This is a genomic window from Streptacidiphilus sp. BW17 (genome assembly GCF_041262485.1).
Classification (GTDB): Bacteria; Actinomycetota; Actinomycetes; order Streptomycetales; family Streptomycetaceae; genus Streptacidiphilus.
Genome location: NZ_JBGCCR010000012.1, coordinates 32,398 through 58,310, shown reverse-complemented (window position 1 = coordinate 58,310; position 25,913 = coordinate 32,398). Strand labels below are relative to the sequence as shown.

At 70.4% G+C, this 25,913-nt stretch carries 25 protein-coding genes; 15 read left to right on the top strand and 10 right to left on the bottom strand.

All coding sequences use genetic code 11. The features are described 5' to 3' along the window. The gene (locus tag ABH940_RS17050) at positions 1 to 1,191 is read left to right on the top strand and encodes an amidohydrolase family protein (RefSeq protein WP_370105574.1); all 1,191 of its coding nucleotides are present in this window, start codon (positions 1 to 3) and stop codon (positions 1,189 to 1,191) included. Positions 1,192 to 1,715: 524 nt separating this feature from the next. Here the strand turns inward: ABH940_RS17050 and ABH940_RS17045 are convergent. Next, a complete protein-coding gene (locus ABH940_RS17045; RefSeq protein WP_370105675.1) occupies positions 1,716 to 2,249 on the bottom strand; it encodes a TetR-like C-terminal domain-containing protein in 534 nt (177 codons plus the stop codon). 164 nt (positions 2,250 to 2,413) lie between these two features. Between ABH940_RS17045 and ABH940_RS17040 the strand changes: the two genes are divergently transcribed. The 3 genes from ABH940_RS17040 to ABH940_RS17030 all read left to right on the top strand — a co-directional run bounded on the left by ABH940_RS17040 (position 2,414) and on the right by ABH940_RS17030 (position 5,601). Continuing rightward, the gene (locus ABH940_RS17040) at positions 2,414 to 3,424 is read left to right on the top strand and encodes a zinc-binding dehydrogenase (RefSeq protein ID WP_370105573.1); all 1,011 of its coding nucleotides are present in this window, start codon (positions 2,414 to 2,416) and stop codon (positions 3,422 to 3,424) included. A 383-nt stretch (positions 3,425 to 3,807) separates the two neighbouring features. After that, positions 3,808 to 4,845 (top strand): alpha/beta hydrolase, encoded by a 1,038-nt coding sequence (locus ABH940_RS17035; protein ID WP_370105572.1) that lies wholly within the window; start codon positions 3,808 to 3,810, stop codon positions 4,843 to 4,845. A 123-nt stretch (positions 4,846 to 4,968) separates the two neighbouring features. Beyond that, positions 4,969 to 5,601, top strand: a complete 633-nt coding sequence (locus ABH940_RS17030) for an HAD-IA family hydrolase (RefSeq protein ID WP_370105571.1) — start codon at positions 4,969 to 4,971, stop codon at positions 5,599 to 5,601. On the opposite strand, the gene ABH940_RS17025 is transcribed toward ABH940_RS17030, so the two are convergent. Further along, on the bottom strand, positions 5,587 to 6,873 hold the full coding sequence (locus ABH940_RS17025) for a helix-turn-helix domain-containing protein (protein WP_370105570.1): 1,287 nt from the start codon (positions 6,871 to 6,873) through the stop codon (positions 5,587 to 5,589). The genes ABH940_RS17030 and ABH940_RS17025 overlap by 15 nt on opposite strands. A 223-nt stretch (positions 6,874 to 7,096) precedes the next feature. On the opposite strand from ABH940_RS17025, the gene ABH940_RS17020 reads away from it, so the two are divergent. The 9 genes from ABH940_RS17020 to ABH940_RS16980 all read left to right on the top strand — a co-directional run bounded on the left by ABH940_RS17020 (position 7,097) and on the right by ABH940_RS16980 (position 17,627). Further along, entirely contained in the window at positions 7,097 to 7,555 is a 459-nt protein-coding gene (locus tag ABH940_RS17020; RefSeq protein ID WP_370105569.1) for a hypothetical protein, read from the top strand. A gap of 217 nt (positions 7,556 to 7,772) precedes the next feature. After that, on the top strand, positions 7,773 to 9,041 hold the full coding sequence (fxlM, locus tag ABH940_RS17015; RefSeq protein WP_370105568.1) for a methyltransferase, FxLD system: 1,269 nt from the start codon (positions 7,773 to 7,775) through the stop codon (positions 9,039 to 9,041). A 53-nt stretch (positions 9,042 to 9,094) separates the two neighbouring features. Next, complete coding sequence (locus ABH940_RS17010) at positions 9,095 to 9,250, top strand: FxLD family lanthipeptide (RefSeq protein WP_370105567.1); 156 nt, start codon at positions 9,095 to 9,097, stop codon at positions 9,248 to 9,250. A 41-nt stretch (positions 9,251 to 9,291) separates the two neighbouring features. Then, positions 9,292 to 9,468, top strand: a complete 177-nt coding sequence (locus tag ABH940_RS17005) for an FxLD family lanthipeptide (RefSeq protein WP_370105566.1) — start codon at positions 9,292 to 9,294, stop codon at positions 9,466 to 9,468. Between the two features lie 92 nt (positions 9,469 to 9,560). Further along, positions 9,561 to 12,587 (top strand): lantibiotic dehydratase, encoded by a 3,027-nt coding sequence (locus ABH940_RS17000; RefSeq protein WP_370105565.1) that lies wholly within the window; start codon positions 9,561 to 9,563, stop codon positions 12,585 to 12,587. Further along, the gene (locus ABH940_RS16995) at positions 12,584 to 13,756 is read left to right on the top strand and encodes a lanthionine synthetase C family protein (protein ID WP_370105564.1); all 1,173 of its coding nucleotides are present in this window, start codon (positions 12,584 to 12,586) and stop codon (positions 13,754 to 13,756) included. The genes ABH940_RS17000 and ABH940_RS16995 overlap by 4 nt, the downstream gene beginning before the upstream one ends. Beyond that, positions 13,753 to 14,721 carry a thiopeptide-type bacteriocin biosynthesis protein gene (locus tag ABH940_RS16990; RefSeq protein WP_370105563.1) on the top strand — a complete coding sequence of 323 codons (969 nt, stop codon included), beginning with the start codon at positions 13,753 to 13,755 and terminating at the stop codon, positions 14,719 to 14,721. Before ABH940_RS16995 ends, ABH940_RS16990 begins: the two co-directional genes overlap by 4 nt. Positions 14,722 to 15,423: 702 nt before the next feature. Next, on the top strand, positions 15,424 to 15,696 hold the full coding sequence (locus ABH940_RS16985; protein WP_370105562.1) for a hypothetical protein: 273 nt from the start codon (positions 15,424 to 15,426) through the stop codon (positions 15,694 to 15,696). A 443-nt stretch (positions 15,697 to 16,139) separates the two neighbouring features. Continuing rightward, a complete protein-coding gene (locus ABH940_RS16980) occupies positions 16,140 to 17,627 on the top strand; it encodes a PQQ-binding-like beta-propeller repeat protein (protein ID WP_370105561.1) in 1,488 nt (495 codons plus the stop codon). A 447-nt stretch (positions 17,628 to 18,074) separates the two neighbouring features. Here the strand turns inward: ABH940_RS16980 and ABH940_RS16975 are convergent, their stop codons facing one another. The 7 genes from ABH940_RS16975 to ABH940_RS16945 all read right to left on the bottom strand — a co-directional run bounded on the left by ABH940_RS16975 (position 18,075) and on the right by ABH940_RS16945 (position 22,573). Continuing rightward, on the bottom strand, positions 18,075 to 18,395 hold the full coding sequence (locus ABH940_RS16975) for a tyrosine-type recombinase/integrase (RefSeq protein WP_370105674.1): 321 nt from the start codon (positions 18,393 to 18,395) through the stop codon (positions 18,075 to 18,077). Positions 18,396 to 18,429: 34 nt separating this feature from the next. Continuing rightward, a complete protein-coding gene (locus ABH940_RS16970) occupies positions 18,430 to 18,771 on the bottom strand; it encodes a tyrosine-type recombinase/integrase (RefSeq protein ID WP_370105560.1) in 342 nt (113 codons plus the stop codon). Between the two features lie 93 nt (positions 18,772 to 18,864). Next, positions 18,865 to 19,158, bottom strand: a complete 294-nt coding sequence (locus tag ABH940_RS16965; RefSeq protein WP_370105559.1) for a hypothetical protein — start codon at positions 19,156 to 19,158, stop codon at positions 18,865 to 18,867. Between the two features lie 644 nt (positions 19,159 to 19,802). After that, positions 19,803 to 20,774 (bottom strand): aldo/keto reductase, encoded by a 972-nt coding sequence (locus tag ABH940_RS16960; protein ID WP_370105558.1) that lies wholly within the window; start codon positions 20,772 to 20,774, stop codon positions 19,803 to 19,805. Positions 20,775 to 20,899: 125 nt separating this feature from the next. Beyond that, positions 20,900 to 21,667: a glucose 1-dehydrogenase gene (locus ABH940_RS16955; RefSeq protein ID WP_370105557.1), complete on the bottom strand. Its 768-nt coding sequence runs from the start codon at positions 21,665 to 21,667 to the stop codon at positions 20,900 to 20,902. Between the two features lie 104 nt (positions 21,668 to 21,771). Next, positions 21,772 to 22,176 (bottom strand): cupin domain-containing protein, encoded by a 405-nt coding sequence (locus ABH940_RS16950; RefSeq protein ID WP_370105556.1) that lies wholly within the window; start codon positions 22,174 to 22,176, stop codon positions 21,772 to 21,774. Positions 22,177 to 22,246: 70 nt separating this feature from the next. Continuing rightward, on the bottom strand, positions 22,247 to 22,573 hold the full coding sequence (locus ABH940_RS16945) for a carboxymuconolactone decarboxylase family protein (RefSeq protein WP_370105555.1): 327 nt from the start codon (positions 22,571 to 22,573) through the stop codon (positions 22,247 to 22,249). Positions 22,574 to 22,782: 209 nt separating this feature from the next. On the opposite strand from ABH940_RS16945, the gene ABH940_RS16940 reads away from it, so the two are divergent. Continuing rightward, the gene (locus tag ABH940_RS16940; RefSeq protein ID WP_370105554.1) at positions 22,783 to 23,685 is read left to right on the top strand and encodes a helix-turn-helix transcriptional regulator; all 903 of its coding nucleotides are present in this window, start codon (positions 22,783 to 22,785) and stop codon (positions 23,683 to 23,685) included. 389 nt (positions 23,686 to 24,074) lie between these two features. On the opposite strand, the gene ABH940_RS16935 is transcribed toward ABH940_RS16940, so the two are convergent. After that, positions 24,075 to 24,659 (bottom strand): TetR/AcrR family transcriptional regulator, encoded by a 585-nt coding sequence (locus tag ABH940_RS16935; RefSeq protein WP_370105553.1) that lies wholly within the window; start codon positions 24,657 to 24,659, stop codon positions 24,075 to 24,077. A gap of 94 nt (positions 24,660 to 24,753) precedes the next feature. On the opposite strand from ABH940_RS16935, the gene ABH940_RS16930 reads away from it, so the two are divergent. After that, entirely contained in the window at positions 24,754 to 25,875 is a 1,122-nt protein-coding gene (locus tag ABH940_RS16930; protein WP_370105552.1) for a zinc-binding alcohol dehydrogenase family protein, read from the top strand. The last annotated feature ends 38 nt before the right edge of the window (positions 25,876 to 25,913 follow it).

The window sequence follows — 25,913 nt, the reverse complement described above, 5'->3', positions numbered from 1 at the left end:
ATGGTGGATCTACTCATCACCGCCGGTCGGGTACTCACCGGGCCTAACGGCGAACACCTCGAGGACGGGGCCATTCTTGTAGCCGGAAGCACCATCGCGGCCGTCGGGCCGCGCGAAACCCTCGAAGCGATGGCACCCGAAGGACTGCCCACGCGATCCTTCCCGAACGGCACCGTACTGCCAGGGCTCATCGACTCCCACGTCCACCTCGCCTTCGACGCGGGGTCAGACCCGGTCGCCGCTCTCCAGAGCAGCGACGACGAGACCCTGCTCAAGGACATGGCTAACCGGGCACGCCAGCTACTCAGCAGCGGAGTAACGACGGTCCGCGACCTCGGCGACCGAAACGGCCTGGCCGTACGCACCCGCGACCTGATCGCCGCAGGATCCCTGCCCGGCCCGCGAATCCTGTCCGCCACGACACCACTGACCGCGCCCGGAGGGCACTGCTGGTTCTTCGGCGGCGAGGTCGAGGGCGCGGACGCCATCCGCGCCCTGGTACGACGCAACGTGGACGCCGGGGCAGACGTCATCAAGGTGATGGCGACGGGCGGCGGTCTCACCCGCGGCGGACCTGCAATCTGGCAGTCACAGTTCAGCGCACACGACCTCCGGATCGTGGTCGAGGAAGCCCGCCGCGCCGGGTTGCCGGTCGCAGTCCACGCGCACGGCACCGAGGGCATCGAGGCGGCCGTGGCCGCTGGCGTCAGCACCATCGAGCACTGCACCTGGATGGCCGAGGACGGCGGCTTCGACCTCCGCGAGGATCTCGTCGCCGCCATCAAGGCCGCCGGGATCCACGTCTGCACGGCCACCAGCCCCAACTGGCGTGCGTTCGCCGAACGGGTCGGCCCCGAGCGCGCCGAGGAACTCTTCACCTCGATGCGCTGGATGGCACAGCTAGACGTTCCGATGATCGCTGGCACCGACGCCGGGGTCACGCGAGCCGTCTTCGACAAGATCGCCAGCAGTCTGGACTTCTACCAGTACCTGGGCATCCCCCTCGCGAAGATCATCGACATGGCCACCGTTAACGCTGCCAACGCGCTCGGCATCGGGTCCAACACCGGACGGCTGGCCAAGGGATACCGCGCCGACGTCCTCGTTGTGGACGGCAACCCCCTTGATGAGCTCGACGCCCTCAACCGCGTGCGCCTGGTCCTTGCTGCTGGCCGCTCGTTCGGGCGCTGACCCTAGCCACCGCTCCAGCACCCGGGTGCCCGCCGTGTCGGGGACGGCCCGGCCCGACTGCCATCGGTCTTCCTGGTCCAGCGCGGCCAGATCCGGGTGCTCCAGGAGTTCCGCCATCGTTCGCGCCGCATCTCCGGCAGGTACGCGGCGCACAGCTGTTCCGGTGTCGACGGTCACGCAATTCCCCACCCCAGGCGTCAGCTTCCCCGCCCACCAGTTCGACCCGACGGAAACTCAGACACTGCAGGCCAGAGGCCTACGAGCGCGATCTCCCGCGGGATTCGATGACCGCCACTGCCACGTGAGGTCACGGGTTGTGGCCTCGTCGTAGGCGTGAGAGGACACGGCCCGGCGAGCCCCGCGCGTGGTACCGCGGCTCCTGTGCTGGGTTCTCGCCGTATGCATTCTCGCGAGCATCGCGGCGGCGGTCGCAGCCTGGCACAGGTGCCAGTTGCTCCTGGCATTGCCGCCGATTCGCCGAAGTAGCTCCGGCGAATCGGGGAGTTGTCGCACCCGGCCATGGGTCAGGTGCGCGCGCCGTCGAGGACCAGGTCGACCAGGCGCGGGACCAGGGTCTCCTCCAGTGGTTCGCCGGTGAGCAGGACCCGGGCGAGGAGGGGGCCCGCGACGGCTTCGACCAGGAGGTGGGGGTCGGTGTCGGCGGGCAGGTCCCCTCGGTCGATGCCGCGCCGGACGAGGGCTTCGGCGCGCTCCAGGCGGTCTTGCCAGTAGGAGCGGCGGCCTTCCTCCAGGTCGTCCTCGCCGCGCACCGTGCCGAGGTGCAGCAGTGCGGCGCCGGCGGGCGTCGCGAGGTACCGGGCCAGCGCCGCGAACAGCAGTGTCAGGTCTGCGCGCACGTCGCCGGTGTCCGGTGTCGGGAGCGCTGCGTCGGAGTGGGTGGCGAGCGCGTCGAAGATGAGGTTCTCGCGGGTCTTCCAGCGCCGGTAGACGGAGGTCTCGTGGACGCCCGCCGCGCGTGCGACGGCGGCCACCGTGGTCGCGGCCAGCCCCTGGGAGGTGAGCAGGTCGACGGTGGCGGCCAGGACCGCCTGCCGCATCGGCTCACCGCGGCGTCTGAGCGGCGGCGCTTCTTTGTCATCCGTCACGACACTCACCCTAACGCAAGTGTCCTTGCGATATGGACCTGGCGGACGTACGTTGGAAAGCAAGTCGACTTGCGATAGGTCGCAGGCCGCCGCCGACCCGAACGGACCAACCCGCCATGGACCTCATGCGTGCCGCACGGCTGCACCTCCCCACCCGGACACTGACGATCGAGGAAATACCCCGGCCCATACCCGGTTGCGGGCAGGTCCTGGTGAAGGTCGAGGCGGCGGGTGTGTGCCTGTCCGACGTCCATCTGATCGACGGCACCCTCACACCGACCCACCTGTCCGACGGCATCGTCACCCTCGGGCACGAGGTGGCCGGGACGATCGCCGCACTCGGACGGCACGTGTCCGGCTGGACGCCCGGGCAGCGGGTCGTGCTGCAGGCGGGCGAGGTCCGCGACGGCCGTCTGCTGACGCGAGGTGTCGACTACGACGGCGGCTGGGCCGAGTACACGCTCGCCAGCGCCGGGACACTGTTCGCGCTGCCCGACTCGATCCCCAGCGAGCAAGCCGCGATCATCCCGGACGCGGTCTCCACGCCCTGGGGAGCCATCACCACTACCGCCGGCGTCCGGCCGGCCCAGGCGGTAGGCGTGTGGGGCATCGGCGGACTCGGCGCCCACGCCATCCAGCTGCTGCGCACGGTCGGGGCCTGTCCGATCATCGCGGTCGACCCCGCACCGGCAGCCCGCCGACGCGCCCTCGACTTCGGCGCCGACCTCGCCCTGGACCCGGCCGACCCCCAGCTGCGCCAGCAGGTGCTCGCCGCCACCGGCAACCAGGGCCTGGAGACCGCGTTCGACTTCGCCGGCGCCGCCGCGGTCCGCGAACAGGCCCTCACCGTCCTCGCCCCCAAGGGACGCCTCGTCCTGGTCGGACTGACCGACCAACCGCTGACCGTCGCCGACGGCCCCCGCTTCAGCTACCTCCAGCACCAGATCCTCGGCCACTACGGCTCCCAGGACGACGCCGTCCCCCAACTGCTCGCCCTCACCGAAAGCGGCCGACTGGACTTCTCACGCTCCATCACCGACGTCCTGCCGCTCACCGACGCCGCCAAAGCCGTCCAACGCCTGCACACCAAACAAGGCGACCCGATCCGACTGATCCTGCGCCCCTGACCCCCTCACCCCAACCGGGAAAGAGAGCCGCTGCTCACCCGCCCCGCGCCCCCGGCCACACCCCATCGAAGGAAACGTGCCCCCCATGCCAACTTCCAGCAGCCAGGCGTCTCGGATGATCTCGTCGCCGCAGATCACGACCCCACCTGCAGACCAGATCATCCGAGACGGGACAGGGCCGACAGTGGATCGTGCCCCGACCGGCTCAGCTGTGAGGCGGGCATGCCGGGTGCGGCATACGTTGTGGGCGTGGCGGGGCGTCGTCGCGCCGTGGCGGTCCGCAGACCTGAGCCGAAAGGCGTGACCATGCCCCTGGACCCTGCCATCGCTGCCCTGATGCATCAGCTGGGCGTGGATGGGCCGCCACCCCGACGGTCGCCGAGATGCGCGCGGGGAACCGGCAGCTCTCGCTGGCCGTCGCCCCGAATCCGCCGCTCGCCGTCGGATCGGTCCACGACGACACCCTGGCCGGCGTGCCGGTGCGGATCTACCGACCCGACGCGTCTGATCCGGTGCCGACCATCGTGTTCTTCCACGGCGGCGGGTTCATCGTCGGTGACCTCGACACCCACGACAACGTCGCCCGGCGGCTGTGCCGGGACCTGGACGCCGTGGTGGTCAGCGTCGGCTACCGGCTCGCCCCCGAGTTCCCCTACCCCGCCGCCTACGACGACTGCCTGACCGTCACCCGACACGTGGCCGACCACACCGCAGGCTTCGGCGCCGGACCGCTCGCAGTGGCCGGCGACAGCGCCGGGGCCAACCTGGCCGCCGGGGTGGCCCTGGCCTTCCGGGACGAGCACCGCCCGCTGGCGGCCCAACTCCTCGCCTACCCGCCCACCGACCTGGGCGGCGAGTGCCCGTCCCTGCGGGAGAACGCGACCGGATACGTGCTGACCACGGCCGAGGTCGCCAACGACATGCTGCTCTACTTCGCCGACGAACCCGACGCGGCCACCCGCGCCCCGGCCTCGCCGATCTTCGCGGACAGCCACCGGGGCCTGGCCCCGGCCGTCATCGGATGCGGCGAGTTCGACCCCCTGCGCGACGAGGGCCTCGCCTACGCCCGCGCCCTCAAAGACGCAGGCGTGGACCTCTTCAAACGGAACTACGACGACCTCACCCACGCCTTCCTCAACTTCTTCGGCATCTCCCAGGAGCCGAAGCCGCGACGGCCAAGCTCACCGCACAACTTCGCCAGCGACTCACCTGGGCCCACTCTCCGCCCCATCGGGAGGTCGCAGAACGCGGCTAAACCCGCCTCCGCCCGCTGGTCGGGCAACCTCACTGGACCCGAAGCTGCATCCGCCGACTTCCACCGGACCGGCACGGCGAACGAACTCAGCCGCCAGGCAAACAGCGCGGCCTGCCACCAAACAGCCCGCCAACAACAGACGCTCAGTCACACTGCCGCCGCCTGACGTCATTCACTCAACGTGCCGGCCGGGTCGAACTGCTGGATGGGGAAGCTGACGCCTAGGGTGGGGAATCAGGTGACCGTCAACACGCAGGCGAACGGGGCAGCCCGAAGCTAGGCTTCAGGGATGGCGATGGCAACGACGCCCAAGTTCCGTGGGCTGATCTTCGACTTCTTCGGAGTACTCACCTTCAACATGGTTGAGGTGATCACATCCTTCGAGGACCGAGAGAAGATTCGGCGGGGCACCTTTCTCCGCGCCTGGGCAGACGAACGTGGACAGGAACTGTTTCGCCGCCTGGAGCTGGGCGAGATCTCGCAGACCGACTGGAACGTCGGCTTCGCCGCCCTGATGGACGTCGAACCCGACAACTTGATGGCCCGCTACCTGCACGACGCCTTTCCTGCTCACCTGGTGCTGCGGGTGGCAAAGCAGGCACGCGCTGCCGGCATCAAAACGGCAGTGGTGTCGAACAGCCTCGGCCGGGAGCCATATGACCCGTACGCCGGGTTCGACCTCCCTGGGCTGTTCAACGAGGTGGTGCTATCGGCGGAGCACGGAGTACGGAAGCCGGACCCAGCCGTGTTCCGGTTGGTCCTCGACAAGTTCGGGCTCGCGGCAGAGGAGTGCTTGTTCGTGGACGACAGCGAGGAGAACTTGGCTGCGGCGCACGGACTGGGGTTCAGCACTCTGCACGCGTTGGACGAGCGGGTGGCCGCCGCGCAGCTCCGCTCGGTTCTGGGACTAACCGACTCCTAGAAAGTCGCGCACTGCCGGGTGCGCGGTGTGCTTGGCCAGTTGGCTTCGAAGGCCGGCCAGTTCAGAGGCGGAGCGCGCCGAATCCACTATGCCGAGGCAGCGGGCAGCGTGGCGAGCACTGGCCACGGCGGCGTCGAGGTCATGCCGTGCGATGTGCGCTTCGGCGGCGCGAGCCATGTAGATCGCATGGCTGCGTGGGTACTCATCATCGCCCGGATAGGCGGCGGACATGGCGGCCTGGAAGCAGCGTAGCGCTTCCTCCGGGTCTCCCAGTTGCAGTGCAGAGGAGCCCGCGATCATCTCGATCTCGCCGTAGTCCACCCAGTACAGCGCCCTTGGGTCGTCATCGTGCACGCCCTTGTCCAGCAGGGCGCGAGCGGTGGCCAACTGACGGGCACACTCCTTCTTCGCTCCAGTCTTCGACAGGGCGCGAGCAGTACGCGCGGCTAGCATCGCCCCCATCCGCGGGGTGGTCCTCCGCTTGATCTTCTCTTGGGCTGTCTCCAGCAGCGAAACTGCGCGCTGCGCCTGCTGCGGTGTCGAGTAGCACTGGATCGCCGCGAAGGAGAGTGTGTAGGCCCCGCTGACCGGATCTCCGGCGATAGCAGAGGCCCGGAGTGAACCGTCGAAGTACCGCTGCGCAACACCCGGCCGACCTTGGTCGAAGGCACTCCAGGCGACCTGCCTGGCCGCTTCTGCGGCCAGGCTGTAGAGGTGGTCCAGCGATGCGCCCGTGTGGCGCCCTGTCTTGATCAACGTCACCGCGTACAGAAGCTCGCCGCGCGCCAGTCGATGGACCTCGCCGCTGCCCAGTTCGTCATCGAGATGCCGAAGTTCGTCGAGCCGATCATCAATGCCGTTCAGTTGCCTCGTGCCGCCCGCAAGAAGGACGGCCTGCCGGCTCACGTCGAGCGTCCGCGCCCAGTTGCTTGCCGAAACGGACAGGGCCACGCCGGACGCCAGGAAGCTGCGGCGATCCACGCCCCTGCCTCCGTCGACTAGCTCGCTCAATACCGCAATGCCTCCGTCTCGGTCCCAGGGAGCGTCCTTCGCCCCACCGGCGACTGCCGCAGCCAACGACTCGGAGAACTCTCCGCCGGTACCCAGCACGCGGTCATAGGCAGCAGCTACCTCGGCGGTCAGGGCGCGGTTGCCGTTTTCGACGTTACGCAGGTATGCCTCGGCGAAGCCCGCTGCGCGGGCGAACTGCGCCCAACGCACGCCGGATGCCCTGCGCCGTTCACGCATATCGTTCCGCGGCTCGTCAAGCACGGGCGTCTCCCCGGGGCGTGGGATCGGTGTTGGATCGCCCCGGGTCATTGTTCCCCGGGGCGTGGCGGTGTGTGATCGGTTCAGCCCAGAACGTGCAGGACGTGGCGAACTCCAACTGCACCGACTCAGGGTCGGTGACCCGCCCCGCGCTTCCCTGCTCGCAACCCGAGGCACACATGAGCGAGTTAGCCCCTGTCCGCCGCCCGACACGAAGGCATCTGCCATGACCAGCCAACGCACAGCCGTGATCGTCTACGTCTGCACCGCCGAGGACGACGCCGCAGACCTCCTCATGGGCCACTGCGCCCGGTTCGCCACCGGACAGGACTGGATGCTGGCAACGGCCCCCATCCGCGACAGGGACCGCCAACAGCCGCTGGCTGAGCGGCCCGGCTGGTCCCTGGTGCTCGACCAGCTCGCCAAAGGCCAGGCGCAGGGCGTGGTGACCTACAGCGGAGAGATGATCCACCTCGTTGAGATCACCCGTCAGATCGTCGTTGAGGAGCTGCTTCGCGAGGGGGACTGGTTCCTCGTCACCTCGCGCACCCCGGCCAGGCCCGGTCCGCTCCCCCACCGCCGTCCCGGAGGCGACTCACCCGCCAGCACCGGCCGCAGGCACTCCGGCACCTGGCCGGACGCGTTCACCCCTCGCGCCGCCCGGCCGATACCGGCCGCGAGCTGAGACGCCCCCTGGTTCCCGGGCTGCCGCTGGTTCACCAGCAGCTGCAGTCCGGGGCAACACCCGGCCCCGAGGCAGGCGCGTGGCTCCGCGCGGGAGGGAACCGCCGAGGCGGCCGAGGTGGGGGCGAGCCCGAAATCCCCCGCTGGGGGCCCGCCCCCACAACACCCTTGACCGGCGCGCACCGCGCCCGGCCGCTCGAATCCAGAAAGGCCCGTTCATGACCAGTCCCGCCACCAGCAACGACGTGGAGCAACTGCGCGAGCAGTTGATCCGCCGCCTCGTCGACCTGGACGCGATCCGCAGCCCCCGGGTCGAACGTGCGATCCGCGCCGTCCCCCGCCACCTGTTCGTTCCCGAGGACGAGCCCGAGATGGCGTACGAGGCCGAGCGGGCGTTGGTGACGAAGAGGGACGAGAACGGAGTGTCGCTGTCGTCAATCAGCGCAGCACGGATCCAGGCGATGCAGTTGGAGCAGGCGCGGGTCAAGGCCGGGAACCGGGTGCTGGAGGTCGGCTCTGGTGGGGTGAACGCGGCCTACCTGTACGAACTGGCCGTCGAGGAGCCGGAAACGCCGGACGAGCAGGCCCGCGGCGAAGTGACCACGATCGACATCGACCCGGATGTGGTCGAGCGCGCCCGCAAGCTCCTGCCCGCCGCCGGATACGGGCACGTCCGCGCCCTCGTAGCCGACGCCGCGCACGGTGTACCCGAGCACGCACCGTACAACCGGATCGTCATCACCGTGGAGGCGCCGGACCTGTCCGTCGCGCTGGTGGACCAGCTCGACGCGACCGACGCGCGGATGGTGCTGCCGCTGCGGCTGCGCGGCCTGACCCGCTCGCTGTCGTTCACCCGCGAAGGGGACCACCTGGTCGCCCGCGACCCAGAGCTCTGCGGGTTCGTCCCGATGCGCGGCGACGACGCCCAGCAGCAGACGCTCCTGTTCCTCCACAACGAGGAAGGCAACGAGGTCGGATTGCGGCTCGACCACCCCACCGTGGAGGTGGACGGCGACGCACTTCGGGCTGCGTTCGCCGGCCCGAAGGCGGAGAGCTGGTCCGGGTTCACGATCGAGTCCGGCAAGTCCTACGACCCGCTGGACCTGTGGTTGGCCACCGCGCTGGACGGCTACGCCCGCCTCACCGCGACCGCGAAAGCGCGCAAGAGCGACCTGGTGGCCGCCTGGTCGCCGATGGGCTTGTCCGCGCTCGTCTGGGGCGGCACCTCCTTCGCCTACATGGCACTCCGCCAGGCGAACGAAGAGCGCAGCGAATGGGAGTTCGGCGCAGTCGGCCACGGCCCGGCCGCGCAGGAGGCCGCGGACCGCCTCACGGCGGAGATGGGCGTGTGGGATCGCGAGCACCGGGGCCAGCTCCCGGAGATCCGCGCCTACCGCGCCGGCACACCCGATGCGGAGCTGGCCGCCGGCCGAGTGGTCGACCGCCGGAACTTCCGCTTCACGATCTCCTGGCCCAAGAGCAGCTGATCTGGGGCCAGGTGTACCACCACACTCACCATCAACCGTTCCTGGAGGACGACATGACCCAGAGCATCACCGCCTCGCCCACCCTCGACCTCGACCTCGACGTGCTGTTCGCGGCGAAGGGCCCGGCCGTCGGCGAGCTGATGAACGACACCAGCGACGGCTGCGGCTCCACGAGCCAGAGCGCCTGCGCGGGCTGCGTCACCGACTGAACATCCCCACCCCGAGATCGCTGATCGTCAAGGAGGACGCCATGTCCCAGAGGATCACCGCCGCCGTGCCCGTCGTCGACTTCACGTTGGACGTGAGGTTCGCCGCGCGGGGCCCGGCGATCGGCGAGCTGATGAACGACACCAGCGACAACTGCGGCTCGACCGGCGAGAGCGCCTGCGCCGGCTGCACGCCGCCCAGCGGCGGGGACAACGACTGACCCCGTTCGCTCGCTCGTGGCGGCACCGGAGCACCTCTTCTCCGGTGCCGCCACGGCCCCTGACCGACCGAGACCCGAGAAGGGAGCGATCCATGTACCAGTACCTCGGTGCGGCCTTGTTCCGGTCCACCGTGTTCCCGTCCGGCCTCGACCTGCCCGCGCGTCCGGCCAGCAGCGGCGACCCGGACGCCGACAGTGCGGCGCTGCGCGACTGGATCACCGCTGTCTGGGCGCACGCGGCGGTGCGGGAGCCGGTGTCCGCCGCCAGCCCCCAGCTGGCCGCCCGCCTGGAAGCGGTCACGAACGGGACAACCCTCGCGCCGCGGCTAGTGCGCCGGGCCGCGCTCGCGCTGCACCGCTACGTTCTGCGCCAGCAGCACCGCCCGACCCCCTTCGGCCTGGTCGCCGGGATCACCCCCGCCACGGTCGGCGAACACGCGCACGTGGTCTGGGGAGAACGCCACCGGGTGCGGGCTCGTGCTGACGCGAACTGGGTCCGCGCAATGGCCGACGTACTGGAGGCACAACCAGACGTCCTGGCGGGGCTGCTGGTCACGGCCGACGCTTCCGTGACGGTCCGCGGCGACCGCCTCGTGCTCCCCTACCGGCCGGCAGACGGCCCGGACGCGGCCCCTGGGGAGATGAGCGTGCGAAGCATCCCGCTGGTCCGCGCAGCCCTCCTGCAGGCCGAGCAGCCGATCCCGTTCCCCGACCTGGTGGCGGTGCTCGTCGCGCAGCACTCCGGGGCGGAGCCCGAGCCAGTTGCTGCCCTGGTGCGCGGTCTCGTCACCGCCGGGCTGCTCCACACCAGCGCGCACCCGCCGATGACCGCCACCGACCCGGTCCGCCACCTCCTGGTCGAGGCCGAGAAGGCTCCCGGCGATGCCCCGCCCGCCACCACAGCGACGGTGGCCGGGCTACGGGCCGTGCATCACCTGATGCTGCGTCATGACCGTGCCCCTGCTGGACGCAAGGCGGCGCTTCGCGCCGTAGCGCAGGCAGCGATGACCGAACTGTCCCCGCGCTCTGCGCAGCCCCTCGATGTCGACCTCCACCTCGACGCCCAGGTGACGCTCCCGCACCGGATCGTGCGGGAGGCGGAGCGGGCGGCCGATCTCCTGTCCCGGCTCACGGCCCGCCCTGACGGATCGCGCGCGTGGGCGGAGTTCCACCGCCGCTTCCTCGACCGCTACGGGACCGGCGCGCTGGTGCCGTTGCTGCGCCTGGTCGACCCGAACCTCGGACTCGGGTGGCCCGCCGGATACCGCGGCGCCCTCACCCCTAGCTCGACGGCCGGGGTGAGCGCGCGGGACCGCCAGTTACTCGCGCTCGCGCAGCGCGCAGCGCACGAGCACCGGCATGAGGTGGAGCTGACCGAGGCCCAGATCGTGGGGTTGGACCAGCGCCGCCCGAACCGCCGCTACCACGAACTGCCGCATCTGGACATGCGTCTACAGTTGCACGCCATCTCCCGCCAAGCCGTCGACAGCGGAGACTTCACGATCAGCATCGACGGCGTCGTTCCCTGCGCCGGGGCGGCGGCCGGCCGGTTCCTCGACCTGCTCGACCATCGGGAGCGCAATCGGTTCGAGGCAGCCGTGGCCGCAGCTGCGACCGTCGTGGCCGGCGCGGCGAAGGTGCAGATCTCCAGCCCGCCGCTCACCGTCTCGACCGGCAGCGTCACCCGTGTCCCCGCGCTGCTCCCGGTCCTCGCGGTCGGGGAGTCGGCTCCGCGCGGCGGCTTGACCGTGGACATGCTCGGCGTCGGCGCGGACGCCCACCATCTCTACCTGGTCGACTTGGACAGCGGGTCGGTCGTCGAGCCGATGCTGCTGAGCGCGGTCGAGTTGGTCCACCGCACCCACCCGCTGGCTCGGTTCCTGGCTGAGCTGCCCAGAGCGCGGACGGCCGCATTCGCCCCCTTCGACTGGGGAGCCGCCGACGCTCTGCCCTATCTCCCACGTGTGCGGCACGGCCGCGCGATCCTGGCCCCCGCCCGCTGGCGCGTGACCGGCGAGGACCTGGCCGACGGGATCGCGGCCTGGCGGGAGCACTATCAGGTGCCGCCGGCGGTCGAGATCGGCGGTGCCGACCGACGCCTGCGCCTGGACCTTGACCAGCCTGGCGAAGCCGAGCTGCTGCACGCCGCGCTGACCCGGGACCCGACGGTGACGGTCCGAGAGGCAGCAGACCCGAAGGTCTTCGGCTGGTGTGACGGCCGCGCGCACGCCCTCACCCTGGCGCTCGGATCCACCCAGTCCCCGCGCCCGCGCCCGGCGCTGAGTCGCCGCCCGCTCGGCGCGCGCAGCGCTCAGTTGCCCGGCCAAGTGGGTTGGTCCACGCTCAAGCTCTACGGGCATCCCGAGCACGCGGACACCGTCCTCGCCAGCCACCTGCCGGAGCTGGGGCAGCCGACCTGGTGGTTCATCCGCTACCGCGACCCCGAGCCGCACCTTCGCCTGCGGTTCCCGATCTCCGCGCCGGAGGACTTCGGATCGCTGGCCGAGCGGGTCGCCGCCTGGGTCGATGACCTGCGCGCGCTCGGCCTGGCCAGCCGCGCCGTGTGGGACGGATACCAGCCGGAGACGGGCCGCTACGGCGAGCGCCGCGCGATGTCTGCGGCGGAAGGAGTGTTTGTCGCGGACTCCGCCGCGGCGCTGGCGCAGGCCGCATTCCAGAGCGCCAGCGGCACACCGGCCGAAGCGGTCACGGCGGCGAGCCTGCTCGACCTCACTGCATGGCTGCTTGGCGACGCCTCCGAGGCCGCCCGCTGGATGGTGAAGGCCGTCAACACCGCGCACACCCCGCACCCGGCCCGGGACGTTCTCACCCGCGCGATGGCTCTCGCCGCGGCCGACCCGGCCTACCCGTCGCTGCGCCGGTTGCCGGGCGGGGCCGAGCTGGCACAGGTGTGGACAGCCCGGGGCCAGGCCCTGGCCGCGTACCGGATCGCTCTGCGGGAAACCGGCGGGCCGACGCTGGCAGAGGCCGCCTTGAGCCTGCTGCACATGCACCACATCCGGGCAATCGGCCCGGACGAGAAGTCGGAGAGCCTGTGCCTGCGCCTGGCCCGCTCCGCCGCACTGTCCTGGACCGCCCGCGAAGGAGCAACCCGATGACCACGCTTACCGACCAGCGCCCAGCTGCCCCCTGGCTGGCCCAAGACCTCGGCAATGGCGCCATTGGCTCAGCGCTCCTCGCGATAGAGCGCGCCCACCTCAGCCTCGCCCCCTGGGACGACGCCCACCGGGTGCTGAGGGCCTGCACCCACGAACTGGTGGTGGACGACCGCGCCTCCCTGTTCTATGGCGCGCCCGCCGTCGCTTTCGTCCTCCACACTGCCTCGCTCGGCTCGACCCGGTACGCACGGGCGCTCGACCAACTGGACGCGGAGATCGGCGCCGTGGTGCGCCATCGCCTCGAGCTGGCCCACCGGCGCATCGACTCCGACCGCAACGCCAGAGTCAGCGAGTTCGACCTGCTCTACGGCCTGACCGGGCTCGGCGTCCTGCTGCTGGAACGTGGCACCGACCCCGAAGGGCTGCACGCGATCCTGGCCTACCTGGTGCGGCTGACGCTCCCCCACGCCGGCGGGCTCCCGGGCTGGTGGACCGACCTCGACCCCTCCGGCCGCAGCAGTGAGGCGTTCACAGGAGGCCACGGCAACGCCGGCATCGCACACGGGATCTGCGGCCCCCTCGGCCTGCTGGCCCTCGCCGCGCTGCGCGGGTTCACCGTCGAGGGCCACCGCGAGGCGATCAACCGCATCCTCGTCTGGCTCCACTCGCTGCGCTGCACCAGCGCGCAGAACACCTGGTGGCCGGAGTGGATCACCTTGCAGGGGCACCGGACCGACGCGCTGCCCCGCACCTTGCCGACCAGGCCGAGCTGGTGCTACGGCCTGCCCGGCCAAGTCCGTGCGCAGCAGCTCGCCGCGATGGCTCTCGGCGACACCACCCGGAAGCAGGCGGTGGAGGCAGCACTGCTCACCGGGCTCAGCAACCCCAGCCAGCTCGCCCAGCTCCGCGAGTCCGGCTTGTGCCACGGCCTCGCGGGTGTGCTGCTGACGGTCCACCGGGTCGCCGCCGACGCAGCCCAGCCAGAAGGCTTCCGGCCACTACTCAGCGCGCTCCGCGCGGGTATGAGCGAAGCCCCCGCAGGCCGCCCCGACGGCTTCCTCCAGGGCCCCGACGGCGCGGCGCTGGTCCGACTCGTCCACCAGCAGCGCGGCGACACCCGCTCCGGCTGGGACGCCTGCCTGCTTGCCTCCCCCTGGAGCCCCAGGTGAGCGTGCCAGTGACCGAGGAGCAAGTCCTTGCGATCCTCGCGGCCAGCACCGCCCCGCTCGACCCGGACCTCGCCGACGCCGTCGCGCTCTACCGCGCTGCGGGCCGCGCCGCGCTGAGCCAGCGGCAGACGGAGCCGTGGGTGCAGGCCCGAGTGCGGTTCTCTGACTGGGCCGAAGCCGAGACACTGGCCGTGTCCCACCTGATGCCCCACCTCGAAGCCCTCCAAGCCGTCAAGGTCCTGGACAGCTGGTGGTTCCTGCGCAAGCACCCCGACTGGCGGCTTCGCTGCCTACCCGCCCCGGAGAGCGGAGCGGAGGTGACTGTGCGCCATCTCGGAGACCTCCTCGACCACCTCACCGACGACGGACACGTCGTTCGCTGGCGCTGGTCACGGTACGAGCCCGAAACCCTGGCCTTCGGCGGCCAGCAGGCTATGGCCATCGCGCACACCCTGTTCGCAGCTGACAGCCGCGAAGTGCTCGGACTCGTCCGAACCGGCCGCACCCGCCCAGGGCGCCGGGAGCTGTCCGTCGTGCTGTGCAGCGCGATGCTCCGCGCCGCGCTGCTGGACCCGATCGAGCGCGCCGAGGTCTGGCAGCGGGTCGCCGACAGTCGCTCCCGGGAAGCGGCCCAGGTGGCAACCGACCAACTCGTCGGGATGACACAGGCACTGCACCAGCTCCTTCACCTCGACACCCGCGCCTCCAGCCCGGTGTTCGCCGCAACAAAAGCGCTCGACTTCGCCGCCGGCTGGACAGCGGCCTTCCGTAACGCGGGAGCGGCGCTCGCCGAAGCCGACCAAGACGGCCGTCTCCACCGGGGGCTGCGCGAGGTCCTCGCCACAATCGTCCGCCATCACTGGAACCGCCTCGCTCTGTCCGACCACGAACAGGCGCTTCTCGCGCTCGCCAGCCGGCAGGCGGAGATGACCCCCTACTTCACGCCCGCCGAGACGAGCCGATGAACAGCACCGTCCCCACCTCCCGGACCCGCACGCGCATGCTCGCCGCCCACGGGCACGCCCGCGCCGCCCTCGGCGTGTAACTGGATGCCAGAGGCCAGAACGGCGAGGCGTGGGGCTGACAGGGCCGCACCCTCGGCCTTCCCGTGAACGCCGACCAGACCGCGGCCTGGCTGCGCGTCGCGAGCGACCCTTAGCTACGGCACCTTCTGGTGGAACGGCACCACGGAAGCCGTCGCCTTGGCGGGCTCCTGCCCCGGCCTCGACATCGCGCCAGTTACCAGTGGGGAGACGAAGGCTGGAGGTATCGCGCGGACCTATTCGACCGCACCCTGGCTACTCTCTCCGCCCCCCTCGTCCTCCGCCACGACCCAGACCTCCCAGCCGCCTGGTGGATCCAGCTTCGCGGCGCCCTCGACTGCTTGGCGGGCACCACGACATTGATGAGGATGGTCGAAAATTCAGCAGCGTCATCATTGTCGAAGGTAGGCGCGGTTGGCGCGGGAGCCGAACGCCCTATCCAGACCCTGTTCGGCTGGGTGCGCGGCTGGCCCGGACCCGTGCGGGGCGCCCGATGCCCTCGAGGACCGGCCGGAACTGCGGGCTGTCGTGGCGCTGTGCTCGGGGGGTACCGCGTCCGCAAATGGAGCGGCACGCACGGCAGACGCAGCCCCAGGTGGCCAGCCATTCCACGATGTAGAGCCCGTGACCTTCGATGTCATGGCTAGCCCTTCACTAGCACGGCGCGAAAGCAGGCCGGGCTTCCCGCTGCAACGGCGCCAACAGCGCAGCGAGGAACGCGCGGTCCTCCGGACCGAACTGCACCCTGTCCCCACCGAGCTGCCGCTTAAGGACAGTGATCTGATGACGCAGAACGAGGATCTCCGCGTCCTTCTCTCGGTCGCTCATCGGCAACAGCCGGACAGCAGCGAAGGTACGGGCGACCGCCGAGTGGGCAAAGCGAAGCAACACAAGTGATCATCCTGCCGCATCCACCCGCGAGCCCTCTGAACTGCATGGATGACATTCTCGGCAGGCGCACAGTTGCCGCATCGTTTCACGGGTGTGACCAGAGCAGATCCGACGCCAGGGCCATCACCGAGTGCCGACTGCCAGAACGCCACTCTGCTCTACTCCGCGCTCGCAGCGCAGTGGACCGCGTCGGGGCGGACGGTACCCCGGCGCCCGGACCAGCAGACCGCACGGCTACCTGCCGCCGACTGACTTCGTTGAGGCTGTCCTGTCCGTCAAAGTCGAGGAATGGGCCGCATTGCGCTGGTCAGATGTTCCTTTCCCGTGGGTACCGAATAAGGTGCAACGTCTATTGGAGTCGTGGTCCCAGCTGGTGGAACTCAGGCGTGGTGACCGCCGCCGGGCGCGGCGCGCTCGCCGTGACGGGGCCGGACGCTGAAACTGAGATCATGCCCTCTCGTCACGGGGCCCGAGGTGCCCTCCGCGCGCCCGGCCGCCTCCCGCGGGGGCTGCGCCCATTCGCCGTACTGGCGGCTCTCACACTCGCCTTCGTGCCCGCCTGCACGAATTCGTCGCCGTCTGCGCACCGGTCGCCGAGCCCGCCGCCCGGCGGAGCGGCGATCACACCGCAGGAGTACCAGCCAGGCGCCGCTCCGCCCCCGCCTACGCTTCCCGGCGACTGGCTGACCTACCACCGCGACGCGACCCGCAGTGGCGACGTGCCGGACCTGCCGCCGCCCGCCCGTCTGACCAGGAGCTGGTCGGCGGCGCTGGACGGGGCGGTCTACGGGCAGCCGCTGTTCGTCCGGGGCGTCGTCATCGCGGCGACGGAGAACGACAGCGTCTACGCGTTGAACCGGAGCAGCGGGCGCGTCCTTTGGCGGACCCGGCTTGGGACGCCCGCCCCGCTCTCCTCGCTGCCCTGCGGCGACATCGACCCGCTCGGGATCACCAGCACGCCTGTCTACGAGCCGACGACCGGGCTGGTCTTCGTCCTGGCGGAACTGGCGGGCGGGCGGCACCTGCTGGCCGGGGTCGACCCAGCCGACGGCACGGTCCGCGTTCGCCGGGAGGTGGAGCCGCCGCGGGGGACGGCCGGGGACCACCAGCAGCGCGGCGCGCTGGCTGCCTACGACCGGCGGATCCTGGTGGCCTTCGGAGGCTTGGAAGGCGACTGCGGCAACTACGTGGGCGCGGTGGTCTCCGCCGCTGCCACGGGGGCCGGTCCGCTGCTCTCCTACACCGTCCCCACGACCCGGCAAGGCGGGATCTGGGCGCCAGGCGGTCCGGTGGTGACGGCCGGAGCGGGCGGCCGACTGGCGATCATGACCGCCGTGGGCAACGGCGCCGCCATCGGCGGCGACTACGACGGCTCGGACTCAGTGGTCGCCCTCGACCCGAAGAAGCTGACCCGCACCGACGTCTTCGCCCCGAGTACCTGGGCCGCCGACAACGCCCATGACCTGGACCTCGGGTCTCTCACCCCGGCCGTGGCAGGCCGCTACCTGCTCGCCGTAGGCAAGAGCGGCAACGGCTACACCCTCGACCCCGCCCATCTCGGCGGAGTCGGAGGTCAGGTCGCACAGGCCCGCCTCTGCGACGCGCCCGGTGCTTTCGGCGCGACCGCGGTGGTCGGCAGCACGGTCTTCCTTCCGTGCGCGGACGGCCTGGTCCGGGTGGACGTGGACGCCGCTGGTTCGGCCAGACCTGGCTGGCGGTTTGCGGTCGTCGCCGCGGGCTCACCGGTCGTGGGCGGCGGCGCAGTATGGGTGACCGACTACGCGAAAGGCGTGCTCTACGCGCTCGACCCGGCGACCGGCCGGGTGCTCACCTCGGCGGGGACCGGGACGCTGCCGCACTTCGCCTCGCCTGTGCTGACGGGCGGCCAGGTGCTGCTAGGCACGGAGACAGGCGTGCTGGCCCTCCGCGGCGCGTAGGGCGCTGAGCCGCCGAACTGGCTCGCCGTAGGGTCGAAGCGAAGGTGGAGAGCCACCGTAGAGCACCAGTTGAGAGGTCCCACGAAAAGCTCGCGACCAGTGGTCTCCGAGTAGTTCCCGTTCAGTCATGGGTTGACGTCCTGGGGCTGAAAGCTGCACGCTACTGAACTTGATTGAGGTGATGTCGGGGTCGTTTGCCTGCGCGGGACACCAACCGTCACCGAAGCGGGTCGTGCCTCCTTCTGGCGTGACGGACGGTAATCACCCCACGGTGTGGCTGGCCTTCCGTCGACGGGCCGTGCGGATCGGCCGGTTTCTGGGCATACGGAAGCCCCGACGGCGCCAGTTGCCTTGTCGGGCGACGCGCGTGGGTTGATGCCGGTTCTGCTTCTCCTGCCTGTTGGCGATCGGCGTTGTCAGCGCTGGTTCGCGGTGGCCTTCTGGTCGTCAGGCTGCGTGGCTGAACAGCGGGTTCGGCGGTCGTGCGGTGTCGAGGAGGTCGCCCCAGCGGGCTTGGGCCTCGATGAGGCGGAGCCTGGCTTCGATGGTGTGGACCGCGGCGAGGGCGACGTCCCAGGTCAGGTGACTGTAGATGTTCGCGGTGGTGGACAGGGTGGAGTGCCGCAGCGTCTTGGAGACGACGGTCATCGACACGTCGCCTTCCAGGGCGATTGTGGGGGCGAGGTGACGCAGGTCGTGGATGGTCACGTGCGGCAGGCCGACTTCTTCGCGCAGCTGGTGGAATCGCTCCCGGACGGCGGCCGAGATGAGGGGCTACCCGTCGGGGCCCTGGAAGACGTGGTCATTGCCCGCCTCGGTGGCTTTTGGCCATGGCCCGTTCGAGGGCCGCCGCGACGCGGTCGGAGAGGGGCACCCAGTTGCGGCTCTTCTTCGTCTTCGGTGCGGTCAGGACGAGTTCGTGGTTGTCGATGGCGGAGAGGGTGTGGCGGATGAACATGACGCGGTCGCCGATTCGCACGCACCGGCGCTGGAGTCCGAGTGCTTCGCCCTTGCGCAGGCCGGTGCCGATGATGACTTCGAAAGGGTCGGCGAAGGCGGGGTCGGCGTCACGGCAGTGGGCGAGGAACTGGACGGCCTGCTCCACGCTCCAGGGGACGCGTTCCGCTGCGGCCGGCCTGCGCATGGGCAGGGGCTGGGCGGCGTTGTGGGGCAGGCGGTGGGTGCGAACGGCTGCTCCGAGGGCACTGGAGAGCGTGGCGAGGCAGTGGTAGACGGCCTAGCGTCCGCGGCCTTGGTCGAGTTGATGGTTGGTGTAGGCGGCGATGTGGTCGTGGGCGAGTTCCTCCAGGCGTATAGCGCCGAAGACGGGGATGAGCTCGCCCTGTACGTAGGTACGGTAGCGGGCGTAGGTGGTGGGTTTGAGCAGCACTTCCATGTTCTTGAGCCACTTGGTGAGGTAGGCGGCCACCGTCTCATGGGGATCGGCGTCGAAGCCCAGGCGGCGGCCCTCCAGATACCTGCGCAGCGCCGCCTCGGCGCTCCAGGCGTCTTCGAAGCCTCCGCGGCGCACGGTGCGGCGGCGGCCTGCGACGGAGGGGACGTCGACGGCGAAGTACCAGGTCCCGTGGTCCTGCCCGGCGAGGCCGGGGCAGCTGGGGCCATGCTGGCGGCGGTGGGCGTCCCGGCAGCCGCACCGGCGGTAGATCCGGCCTTCCGCTGTGTCCTGCGCATGTTCTTGCGGCTCCCACGATGTCGGTGCTTGATCAACTCGCGGAGGCTAGTGGCTGGGCGCCCTGGTGAGCGGCCGCGACCACGATGCGACCACCAGCACGGTTTCCGGCCTGTGACCTGCGGTCCTCGGTGAGGATCCGCACCTGAGTCGGGCGGTAGCGAGTTCGCTGGGAAGGTGTCTCGCTGCTGCAGCTCGATTCCGCTGCCGAGAGCCTCGCCGCGGCGGTGGCCCCGACGCGCCCGCCACGGACCTGTCCTCGCGGGCGGCCTCGCACCGCAAGGCCCGCTCCACGCGGGAGAACTCACCCGGTGTGAGCGATGAGGCGCGCAGGAGATGCGGTCGAAACTGGCTGCGCTCGCACCCCTGCCGGCCTGCGTCGGACCCTCGACGTTCGGACATCTGAGCGCCGAGGACCTGAACCGTGCGTGTGGCGCGCGGGAGCGTCTCGCTCGTCGCCGCCGTGCCCTGGGCGGGTCTGGTGATCAGAACCAGGATGGTCCAGCGTTGGTGTAAGGCTCCTCCAGGGCGGCCACTTCTTCGTTCGACAGCTGGAGATCGAGCGCGTCGACGGCCTGGGAGAGGTGGTGAGGCTGGGTGGCTCCCACAATGGGGGCGCAGACCAGCGGGTTTCGCCGGACCCAGGCCAGCGCGACCTGGGCCATACTGACGCTGCGGGTTTGGGCCACCTGCTGGACTGCGTTGATGACCGGTTCGTCGTGAGGGCTGTCGAAGGACTGCACGACGTGGTCGGTACGGGAGCGGGTGCTCTGCTCGCCCACGGGCCGCGCGAGGCGGCCCTTCCCGTTCGGCGAGTAGGGCACGAGCCCCACGCCCATGTCGCGGCACATGGCCATGAGTTCGGGCTCGTCCTGGCGGCGCAGCAGGTTGTACTGGTTCTGCATGGACACGAAGCGGGTCCATCCGCCGAGGTCCGCGGCGTGCTGGAGCTTGGCGAACTGCCAGGCGTACATCGACGAGGCGCCGAGGTAGCGGACCTTCCCGGCCTTGACGACGTCGTGCAGGGCTTCCATCGTCTCCTCGACCGGCGTCTCGTCGTCGAAGCGGTGGATCTGGTAGAGGTCGATGTAGTCCGTGCCCAGCCGGGCCAGGGAGGCGTCGACCTGCTCAAGGATGGCCCTGCGGGACAGGCCCTCACCGCCGGGTCCGTCGTGCATCCTGCCGCGGACCTTGGTGGCCAGGACGATGTCCTCGCGCCGGGAGTACTCGACTATGGCACGGCCGACGAGCTCCTCGGAGCTGCCTGCCTGGTAGACGTTGGCGGTGTCCCAGAAGGTGATCCCCAGCTCGACGGCCTGCCGGAAGAACGGTGCGCCCCTGTCCTCGGTCAGCGCCCACGGGTGGGCGCCGGGTACGGTCGGATCGCCGTAGCTCATGCACCCCAGAGCGAGCCGACTCACCTTCAGACCGGTGGTGCCGAGACGGGTGTACTCCATAACGAAGTTCCTTTGCTGATGCACGTCCCCGCGGCGGCACCTTGTCAGCCGTCAGCCGCTTGACGTGGCGGTGTGATGCGGACGGTGGCCGAGCCGGAGTCAGGGCCAGGGTCGGGAGTGGCGGTTCAGTGGGTGGTGTATCCGCCGTCGACGGGCAGGGCGACGCCGATCACGAAGCTGGCGGCGGGGCTGCACAGCCACAGGACGGCGGCGGCGACTTCCTCCGCCTGGCCGAGCCGGCCGATGGGCTGCTGGCTCATGATCTCGGCCATGGCGTCGGCCTGGCCTTCGAGCATGTCGGCGACCATAGGGGTCTCGATCACGCCGGGGCAGACGGCGTTGATGCGGATGCCCTTGGTGGCGTACTCGACCGCGGCGCTCTTGGTCAGCCCGATCACGCCGTGCTTGGAGGCGTGATAGGCGGCGCGCTCGGGCAGGCCGACCAGCCCGCCGAGCGAGGAGCAGTTGACGATCGCGCCGGAGCCCTGGGTGCGCATCTGACGCAGCTCGTGCTTCTGGGCAGCCCACACTCCGCGCAGGTTGACGGCATTGACGCGGTCGAACTCCGCGGCGCTCTCGTCGGCGGCGTCCGAGGGCGGGGCCTGGATTCCGGCGTTGTTGAAGGCCATGTCCAGGCGGCCGTAGGTGTCCACCGCGCTGCGGACCATGGCCGCAGCCTGGTCCTCGTCGGCGACATCGCACACCACGCCGATGGCCTGGTGGCCGGCGTCGGTGAGTTCGTTCGCCGCCGTCTGGACGGCGTCCTTGTCGATGTCGGCGAGCACGACGGCGGCGCCGGATTGGGCGAAGGCGCGGGCGGTGGCCAGGCCCATGCCGGAGGCGGCGCCGGTGACCAGGGCGACCTGGCCGTCGAAGGTGTACTGCGGGTTCATGCGGGGGTGTCCAATCTCCGTACCGGCCCAGGGCCTCGGGGCCTCGTGCAGGGGTTCGAGCCAGGCGCCGCTGCTTTGGTCGCGGCGGGTGCGCCCGGAGAATGTCAGGGGGTGCGGGCGGGAAGGCGGTGGCCGGCGTATTCGTCGTCTGTGACGTGTTCCAGCCAGTCGACCTCGTCGCCCTCCCACAGCGCGATGTGCGCCATGAACCGGTCCGGTGCCGCGCCGTGCCAGTGCTCCTCACCGGCTGGTGTGAAGATCACGTCGCCGGGACGGGCCTCGATGATGTCGCCGCCACGGGACTGGATCAGGGCGATGCCCTCCACGATGTAGAGAGTCTGGCCCAGGCCGTGGGAGTGCCAGGCGGTGCGGGCGCCGGGCGCGAAGCGCACCATGTTCGCCCGCGCGTGGGAGGGGTCCTCGCCGCGGTAGATCACATCAGCCCAGGCGTCTCCGGTGAACATCTGCGCCGGAAGCTTGACTGTCGCGGGAGGCTGGATGATCTCCATGATCGTGCTCCTTGCATACCTTAAGTCGCGGGGTTGACCACGCGTTGGTGCGAGTGGGGGCCGGGCGAGGTCACTCGTCGGTCAGGGCGCTGCGGGTGACCGTGAGCGCGGACATGGCCTTGGGCCATCCTGCGTAGAACGCCAGGTGGGTGACCGTGGCGATCAGCTCCTTGTCGCTCACACCGTTCTCGCGCGCCTTGCCCAGGTGAAACGCGAGCTGGTCGGTGCTGCCGCTGGTGATCAGGCTGGCCACGGTCACCAGACTGCGGTCCCGCGCGGACAGGTCCGGGTCCTCCCACACCTGCCCGAACAGCACGTCCTCGCTGTATCCGGCCAACGCGGGCGCGAGATCTCCGAACAGCTGCCGCGGACCTTGGGTCCGGTTTTCCTCCGACATCGACTCACACCTTCCGCTGGGTCACTCCTCGGGACTTCCATTGCGCCCCGCGGCAGTGGTCCCAGCCACTGGGCGGACGGAGCCCCGCTGTCCGTCGTGCTTCGTTCCCTACCGATGAAACGGCAGGTCATACCCGCGCGGAAGGACTCGTTGATACGTGTACTGGCAGTACACCCCTGGCTCATCGAGAGCGTCGTAGCCTCGAAGGCATGGACAACCGAAGCGAGGTCCGCGAGTTCCTCACCAGCCGCCGCGCCAAGATCACCCCGCAGCAGGCCGGGCTGCCCGCGGCAGGCCAGCGGCGTGTCAAGGGACTGCGCCGGGAAGAGGTCGCGATGCTGGCCGGCGTCAGCGCCGAGTACTACGCCCGGATGGAACGCGGCAACCTCTCCGGAACCTCCGAAGCCGTCCTTGACTCACTCGCCCGCGCACTGCAACTCGACGAGTCCGAGCGCGCCCACCTCATGGACCTGGCGCGCACTGCCAGCACCACCCGCCGCCCCGCACGCCGACGCGCCGCGCAGCCGATCCGGCCCGGCTTGCAGCAACTCCTCGACGCGATGACGGAGGCACCCGCCTTCATCCGCAACGGCCGCCTCGACATCCTGGCCACCAACCAACTCGGCAAGGCCCTGTACTGGCCGCTCTTCCAGGACCCCGCCCGGCCGGTCAACATGGCCCGCTTCCAGTTCCTCAACCCCGCCGCCGCCGAGTACATGACCGAACTGGACCACCAGAGGGCCGCAGCCGCCGCCCTGCTGCGCACCGAGGCCGGCCGGGATCCCTACAACCGCGACCTCAGCGACCTGATCGGCGAACTCTCCACCCGTAGCGAAGAGTTCCGCACTCTGTGGGCCGCTCACAACGTGCGCCTGCACCACACCGGCCTCAAGCAATTCCGGCACCCCGCCGTCGGCGACCTCACCCTCGCCTTCGAGGCGCTGCCCGTACCGACCGACCCCGGCCTGACCCTCACCGCACTGAGTGCCGAGCCCGGCACCACATCCGACGACGGCCTCAAACTGCTCGCCAGCTGGGCCGCCACACTCGACCAAAGTGACCGGTCGAACGCCGAGTTCGCCTGCAACCAAGAGATCTCGCCCCAGCCCTGAGGCAGCCTCACAAGCGCAGCCATGGCGGCGCGGCACGTCGAGAGTGGCACTGTTCCGAGCTGGTGCTTCATGCCGACGCCAGGATGCGAAACACCGTGATCAGGCACGTTCGCACCAGGCTGCTCTGTCCGATGACTCGGCAGGTTGTTGGCCGAGCTCACAGGACCTTGGGAAGCGGCCGGGCAGTCCGCATCGCGGGCCGAACGCGGCAGGGAGCGCAAGCGGGCGGATGGTGCCGGGCGCGAGCCGCAGCTCGCCCGCCTCTCACCTTGCACTTCGACCACATCAACTCCACGGCCCTGCGCGTCCTTCCGCCCGTCCGAGGCGAGCCGCGGGCGGCTGCGCGAATCGTCGGCCGACGCGGACGGCGGGACCTTGGCCCTTGCGGGTCAGCTCTGGCCTTCGGGGGCCGGCGTGTGGCCGAGGGCGTTGCGGAGGTCGTCGAGTGAGCGCTGCATCAGGATGTGGAGGTCGGCGCCGGTGTCGCTGATCCAGTCGGCGTAGGCGGCGGTGAACACGGCCGCTGCCGCCTGCGCAGTCAAGGTGGCGGTGGTGGCGGGGACCCTCCGTCGGCGCAGGGCCTCGGCGATGGCCGAGGTCAGTGCGGCTGTCTTGATCAGGTCGCGTTCTTGCAGCTCGGTCGAGGAGGCGATGAGCCCTTGGCGGGCCCGGGCGTATTCGCCGTAGCGGGCGAGTTCCTGGCCGGCACGGGTGAGCGCCTGGGTGGCCGCGTCGATGGGTGCGAGGTCGTCATCGGGATCGGCCAGGTGCGCGACGACGCTGTCCTCGAAGGCCTGCGCGCCGGCGAAGAGGACTTCCCGCTTGTCGGCGAAGTGGTTGAAGAAGGTGCGCTTGGTCAGCCCGGCGCGGTCGGCGATCTCGGCGACCGTCACCTCGGCGTACCCGCGTTCGGCGAAGAGCTCCATGGCCGCCTGCTGCAGCCGCCCCTGTGCATCCGGTTCCCAACGTGCCACGCGGACCATCCTAGCCCAGCGATTGCACTCGGTGTCATCGCGTGCCACACTCAAGTCATTGCACTTGGTGCAATCACTATGTGGAGGTAGCCCCGTGCCGACCAACGCCGCCGCCTGGATCAAGGCCGCCAACGCCAAGCTCGAAGTAGGGCCCGCGCCCTACACCCCACCCGCCGCGGACCAGATCGTCGTCCGCAACCGCGCCGTCGCGATCAACCCTCTGGAGTGGATCATCCAGGGGGCCGGCAGCCTCACCTACCGCTGGCTCGCGTATCCGACCGTGCTCGGATCCGACGTCGCGGGGGAGGTGGTGGAGGTCGGCTCCGCGGTCACCCGGTTCCGGGTGGGCGACAGAGTGCTCGGTCACGCGGTGGGCACCGACAAGGACAGCAACCGGGCGGCCGAGGGCGGCTTCCAGCTCTACCCCGCCCTACTCGAACGCATGGCAGCCCCGATACCGGACACCCTCGCGTTCGAAGACGCCGCCGTGCTGCCGCTCGCGGTCTCCACCGCCGCATGCGGTCTGTTCCAGAGCGACCAACTGGGCCTGCGCCACCCGTCGGTGAATGGCGGGCCGACCGGGCAGACGCTGCTGGTGTGGGGCGGCTCCACGAGTGTGGGCAGCAATGCGATCCAGTTGGCCGTGGCCGCCGGGTACGAGGTCATCGCGACGGCCTCGCCACGCAACTTCGACTACGTCCGCTCGCTGGGCGCTGCCCAGGTCTTCGACTACAGCAGCCCGGACGTGGTGGCGGACGTCGTCGCGGCGTTCACTGGCCGTACCCTCGCGGGCGCGATCGCCTTCGGCACGACCGCGGCCGCGTCCTGCATCCGGATCGTCGGGGCCTGCCAGGGCAACAAATTCGTCTCCATCGCCACCCCGCCGGTCTCCTTCGCCCAGCTTGCCGAGCCCGACCGCGGCCGACTCGCCCTGCCGAAGCTGATCGCCCGGCTGGTCGCCTCCAATGTGGCGCTCCAGATCGGGGCCCGACGGCGCGGGATCCGCACCAAGTACATCTTCGGCACGACGTTGAAGGCCAACGAAGTATGCACGCTGATCTACCGCGACTTCCTGCCCACCGCCCTGGCCGGGGGCCACTACCGCGCCGTGCCCGAGCCCACCGTCGCAGGCCACGGCTTGAGCGACATCCAGCACGCCCTGGACGTCCAGCGCAAAGGCGTCTCCGCAGCAAAGATCGTCGTCACCCTGCCCTGACGCCCCGGCAGCGCGGCAGGTCCGCAGACAATCCCGCC

Bases quoted from the DNA above. Each gene is read 5' to 3' on its own strand.
- ABH940_RS17050 (WP_370105574.1), top strand. From the start codon at position 1: ATGGTGGATCTACTCATCACCGCCGGTCGGGTACTCACCGGGCCTAAC.
- ABH940_RS17045 (WP_370105675.1), bottom strand. From the start codon at position 2,249: ATGCGGCAGGCGGTCCTGGCCGCCACCGTCGACCTGCTCACCTCCCAG.
- ABH940_RS17040 (WP_370105573.1), top strand. From the start codon at position 2,414: ATGGACCTCATGCGTGCCGCACGGCTGCACCTCCCCACCCGGACACTG.
- ABH940_RS17035 (WP_370105572.1), top strand. From the start codon at position 3,808: ATGCGCGCGGGGAACCGGCAGCTCTCGCTGGCCGTCGCCCCGAATCCG.
- ABH940_RS17030 (WP_370105571.1), top strand. From the start codon at position 4,969: ATGGCGATGGCAACGACGCCCAAGTTCCGTGGGCTGATCTTCGACTTC.
- ABH940_RS17020 (WP_370105569.1), top strand. From the start codon at position 7,097: ATGACCAGCCAACGCACAGCCGTGATCGTCTACGTCTGCACCGCCGAG.
- fxlM (WP_370105568.1), top strand. From the start codon at position 7,773: ATGACCAGTCCCGCCACCAGCAACGACGTGGAGCAACTGCGCGAGCAG.
- ABH940_RS17010 (WP_370105567.1), top strand. From the start codon at position 9,095: ATGACCCAGAGCATCACCGCCTCGCCCACCCTCGACCTCGACCTCGAC.
- ABH940_RS17005 (WP_370105566.1), top strand. From the start codon at position 9,292: ATGTCCCAGAGGATCACCGCCGCCGTGCCCGTCGTCGACTTCACGTTG.
- ABH940_RS17000 (WP_370105565.1), top strand. From the start codon at position 9,561: ATGTACCAGTACCTCGGTGCGGCCTTGTTCCGGTCCACCGTGTTCCCG.
- ABH940_RS16995 (WP_370105564.1), top strand. From the start codon at position 12,584: ATGACCACGCTTACCGACCAGCGCCCAGCTGCCCCCTGGCTGGCCCAA.
- ABH940_RS16980 (WP_370105561.1), top strand. From the start codon at position 16,140: ATGCCCTCTCGTCACGGGGCCCGAGGTGCCCTCCGCGCGCCCGGCCGC.
- ABH940_RS16970 (WP_370105560.1), bottom strand. From the start codon at position 18,771: ATGCGCAGGCCGGCCGCAGCGGAACGCGTCCCCTGGAGCGTGGAGCAG.
- ABH940_RS16960 (WP_370105558.1), bottom strand. From the start codon at position 20,774: ATGGAGTACACCCGTCTCGGCACCACCGGTCTGAAGGTGAGTCGGCTC.
- ABH940_RS16955 (WP_370105557.1), bottom strand. From the start codon at position 21,667: ATGAACCCGCAGTACACCTTCGACGGCCAGGTCGCCCTGGTCACCGGC.
- ABH940_RS16950 (WP_370105556.1), bottom strand. From the start codon at position 22,176: ATGGAGATCATCCAGCCTCCCGCGACAGTCAAGCTTCCGGCGCAGATG.
- ABH940_RS16945 (WP_370105555.1), bottom strand. From the start codon at position 22,573: ATGTCGGAGGAAAACCGGACCCAAGGTCCGCGGCAGCTGTTCGGAGAT.
- ABH940_RS16940 (WP_370105554.1), top strand. From the start codon at position 22,783: ATGGACAACCGAAGCGAGGTCCGCGAGTTCCTCACCAGCCGCCGCGCC.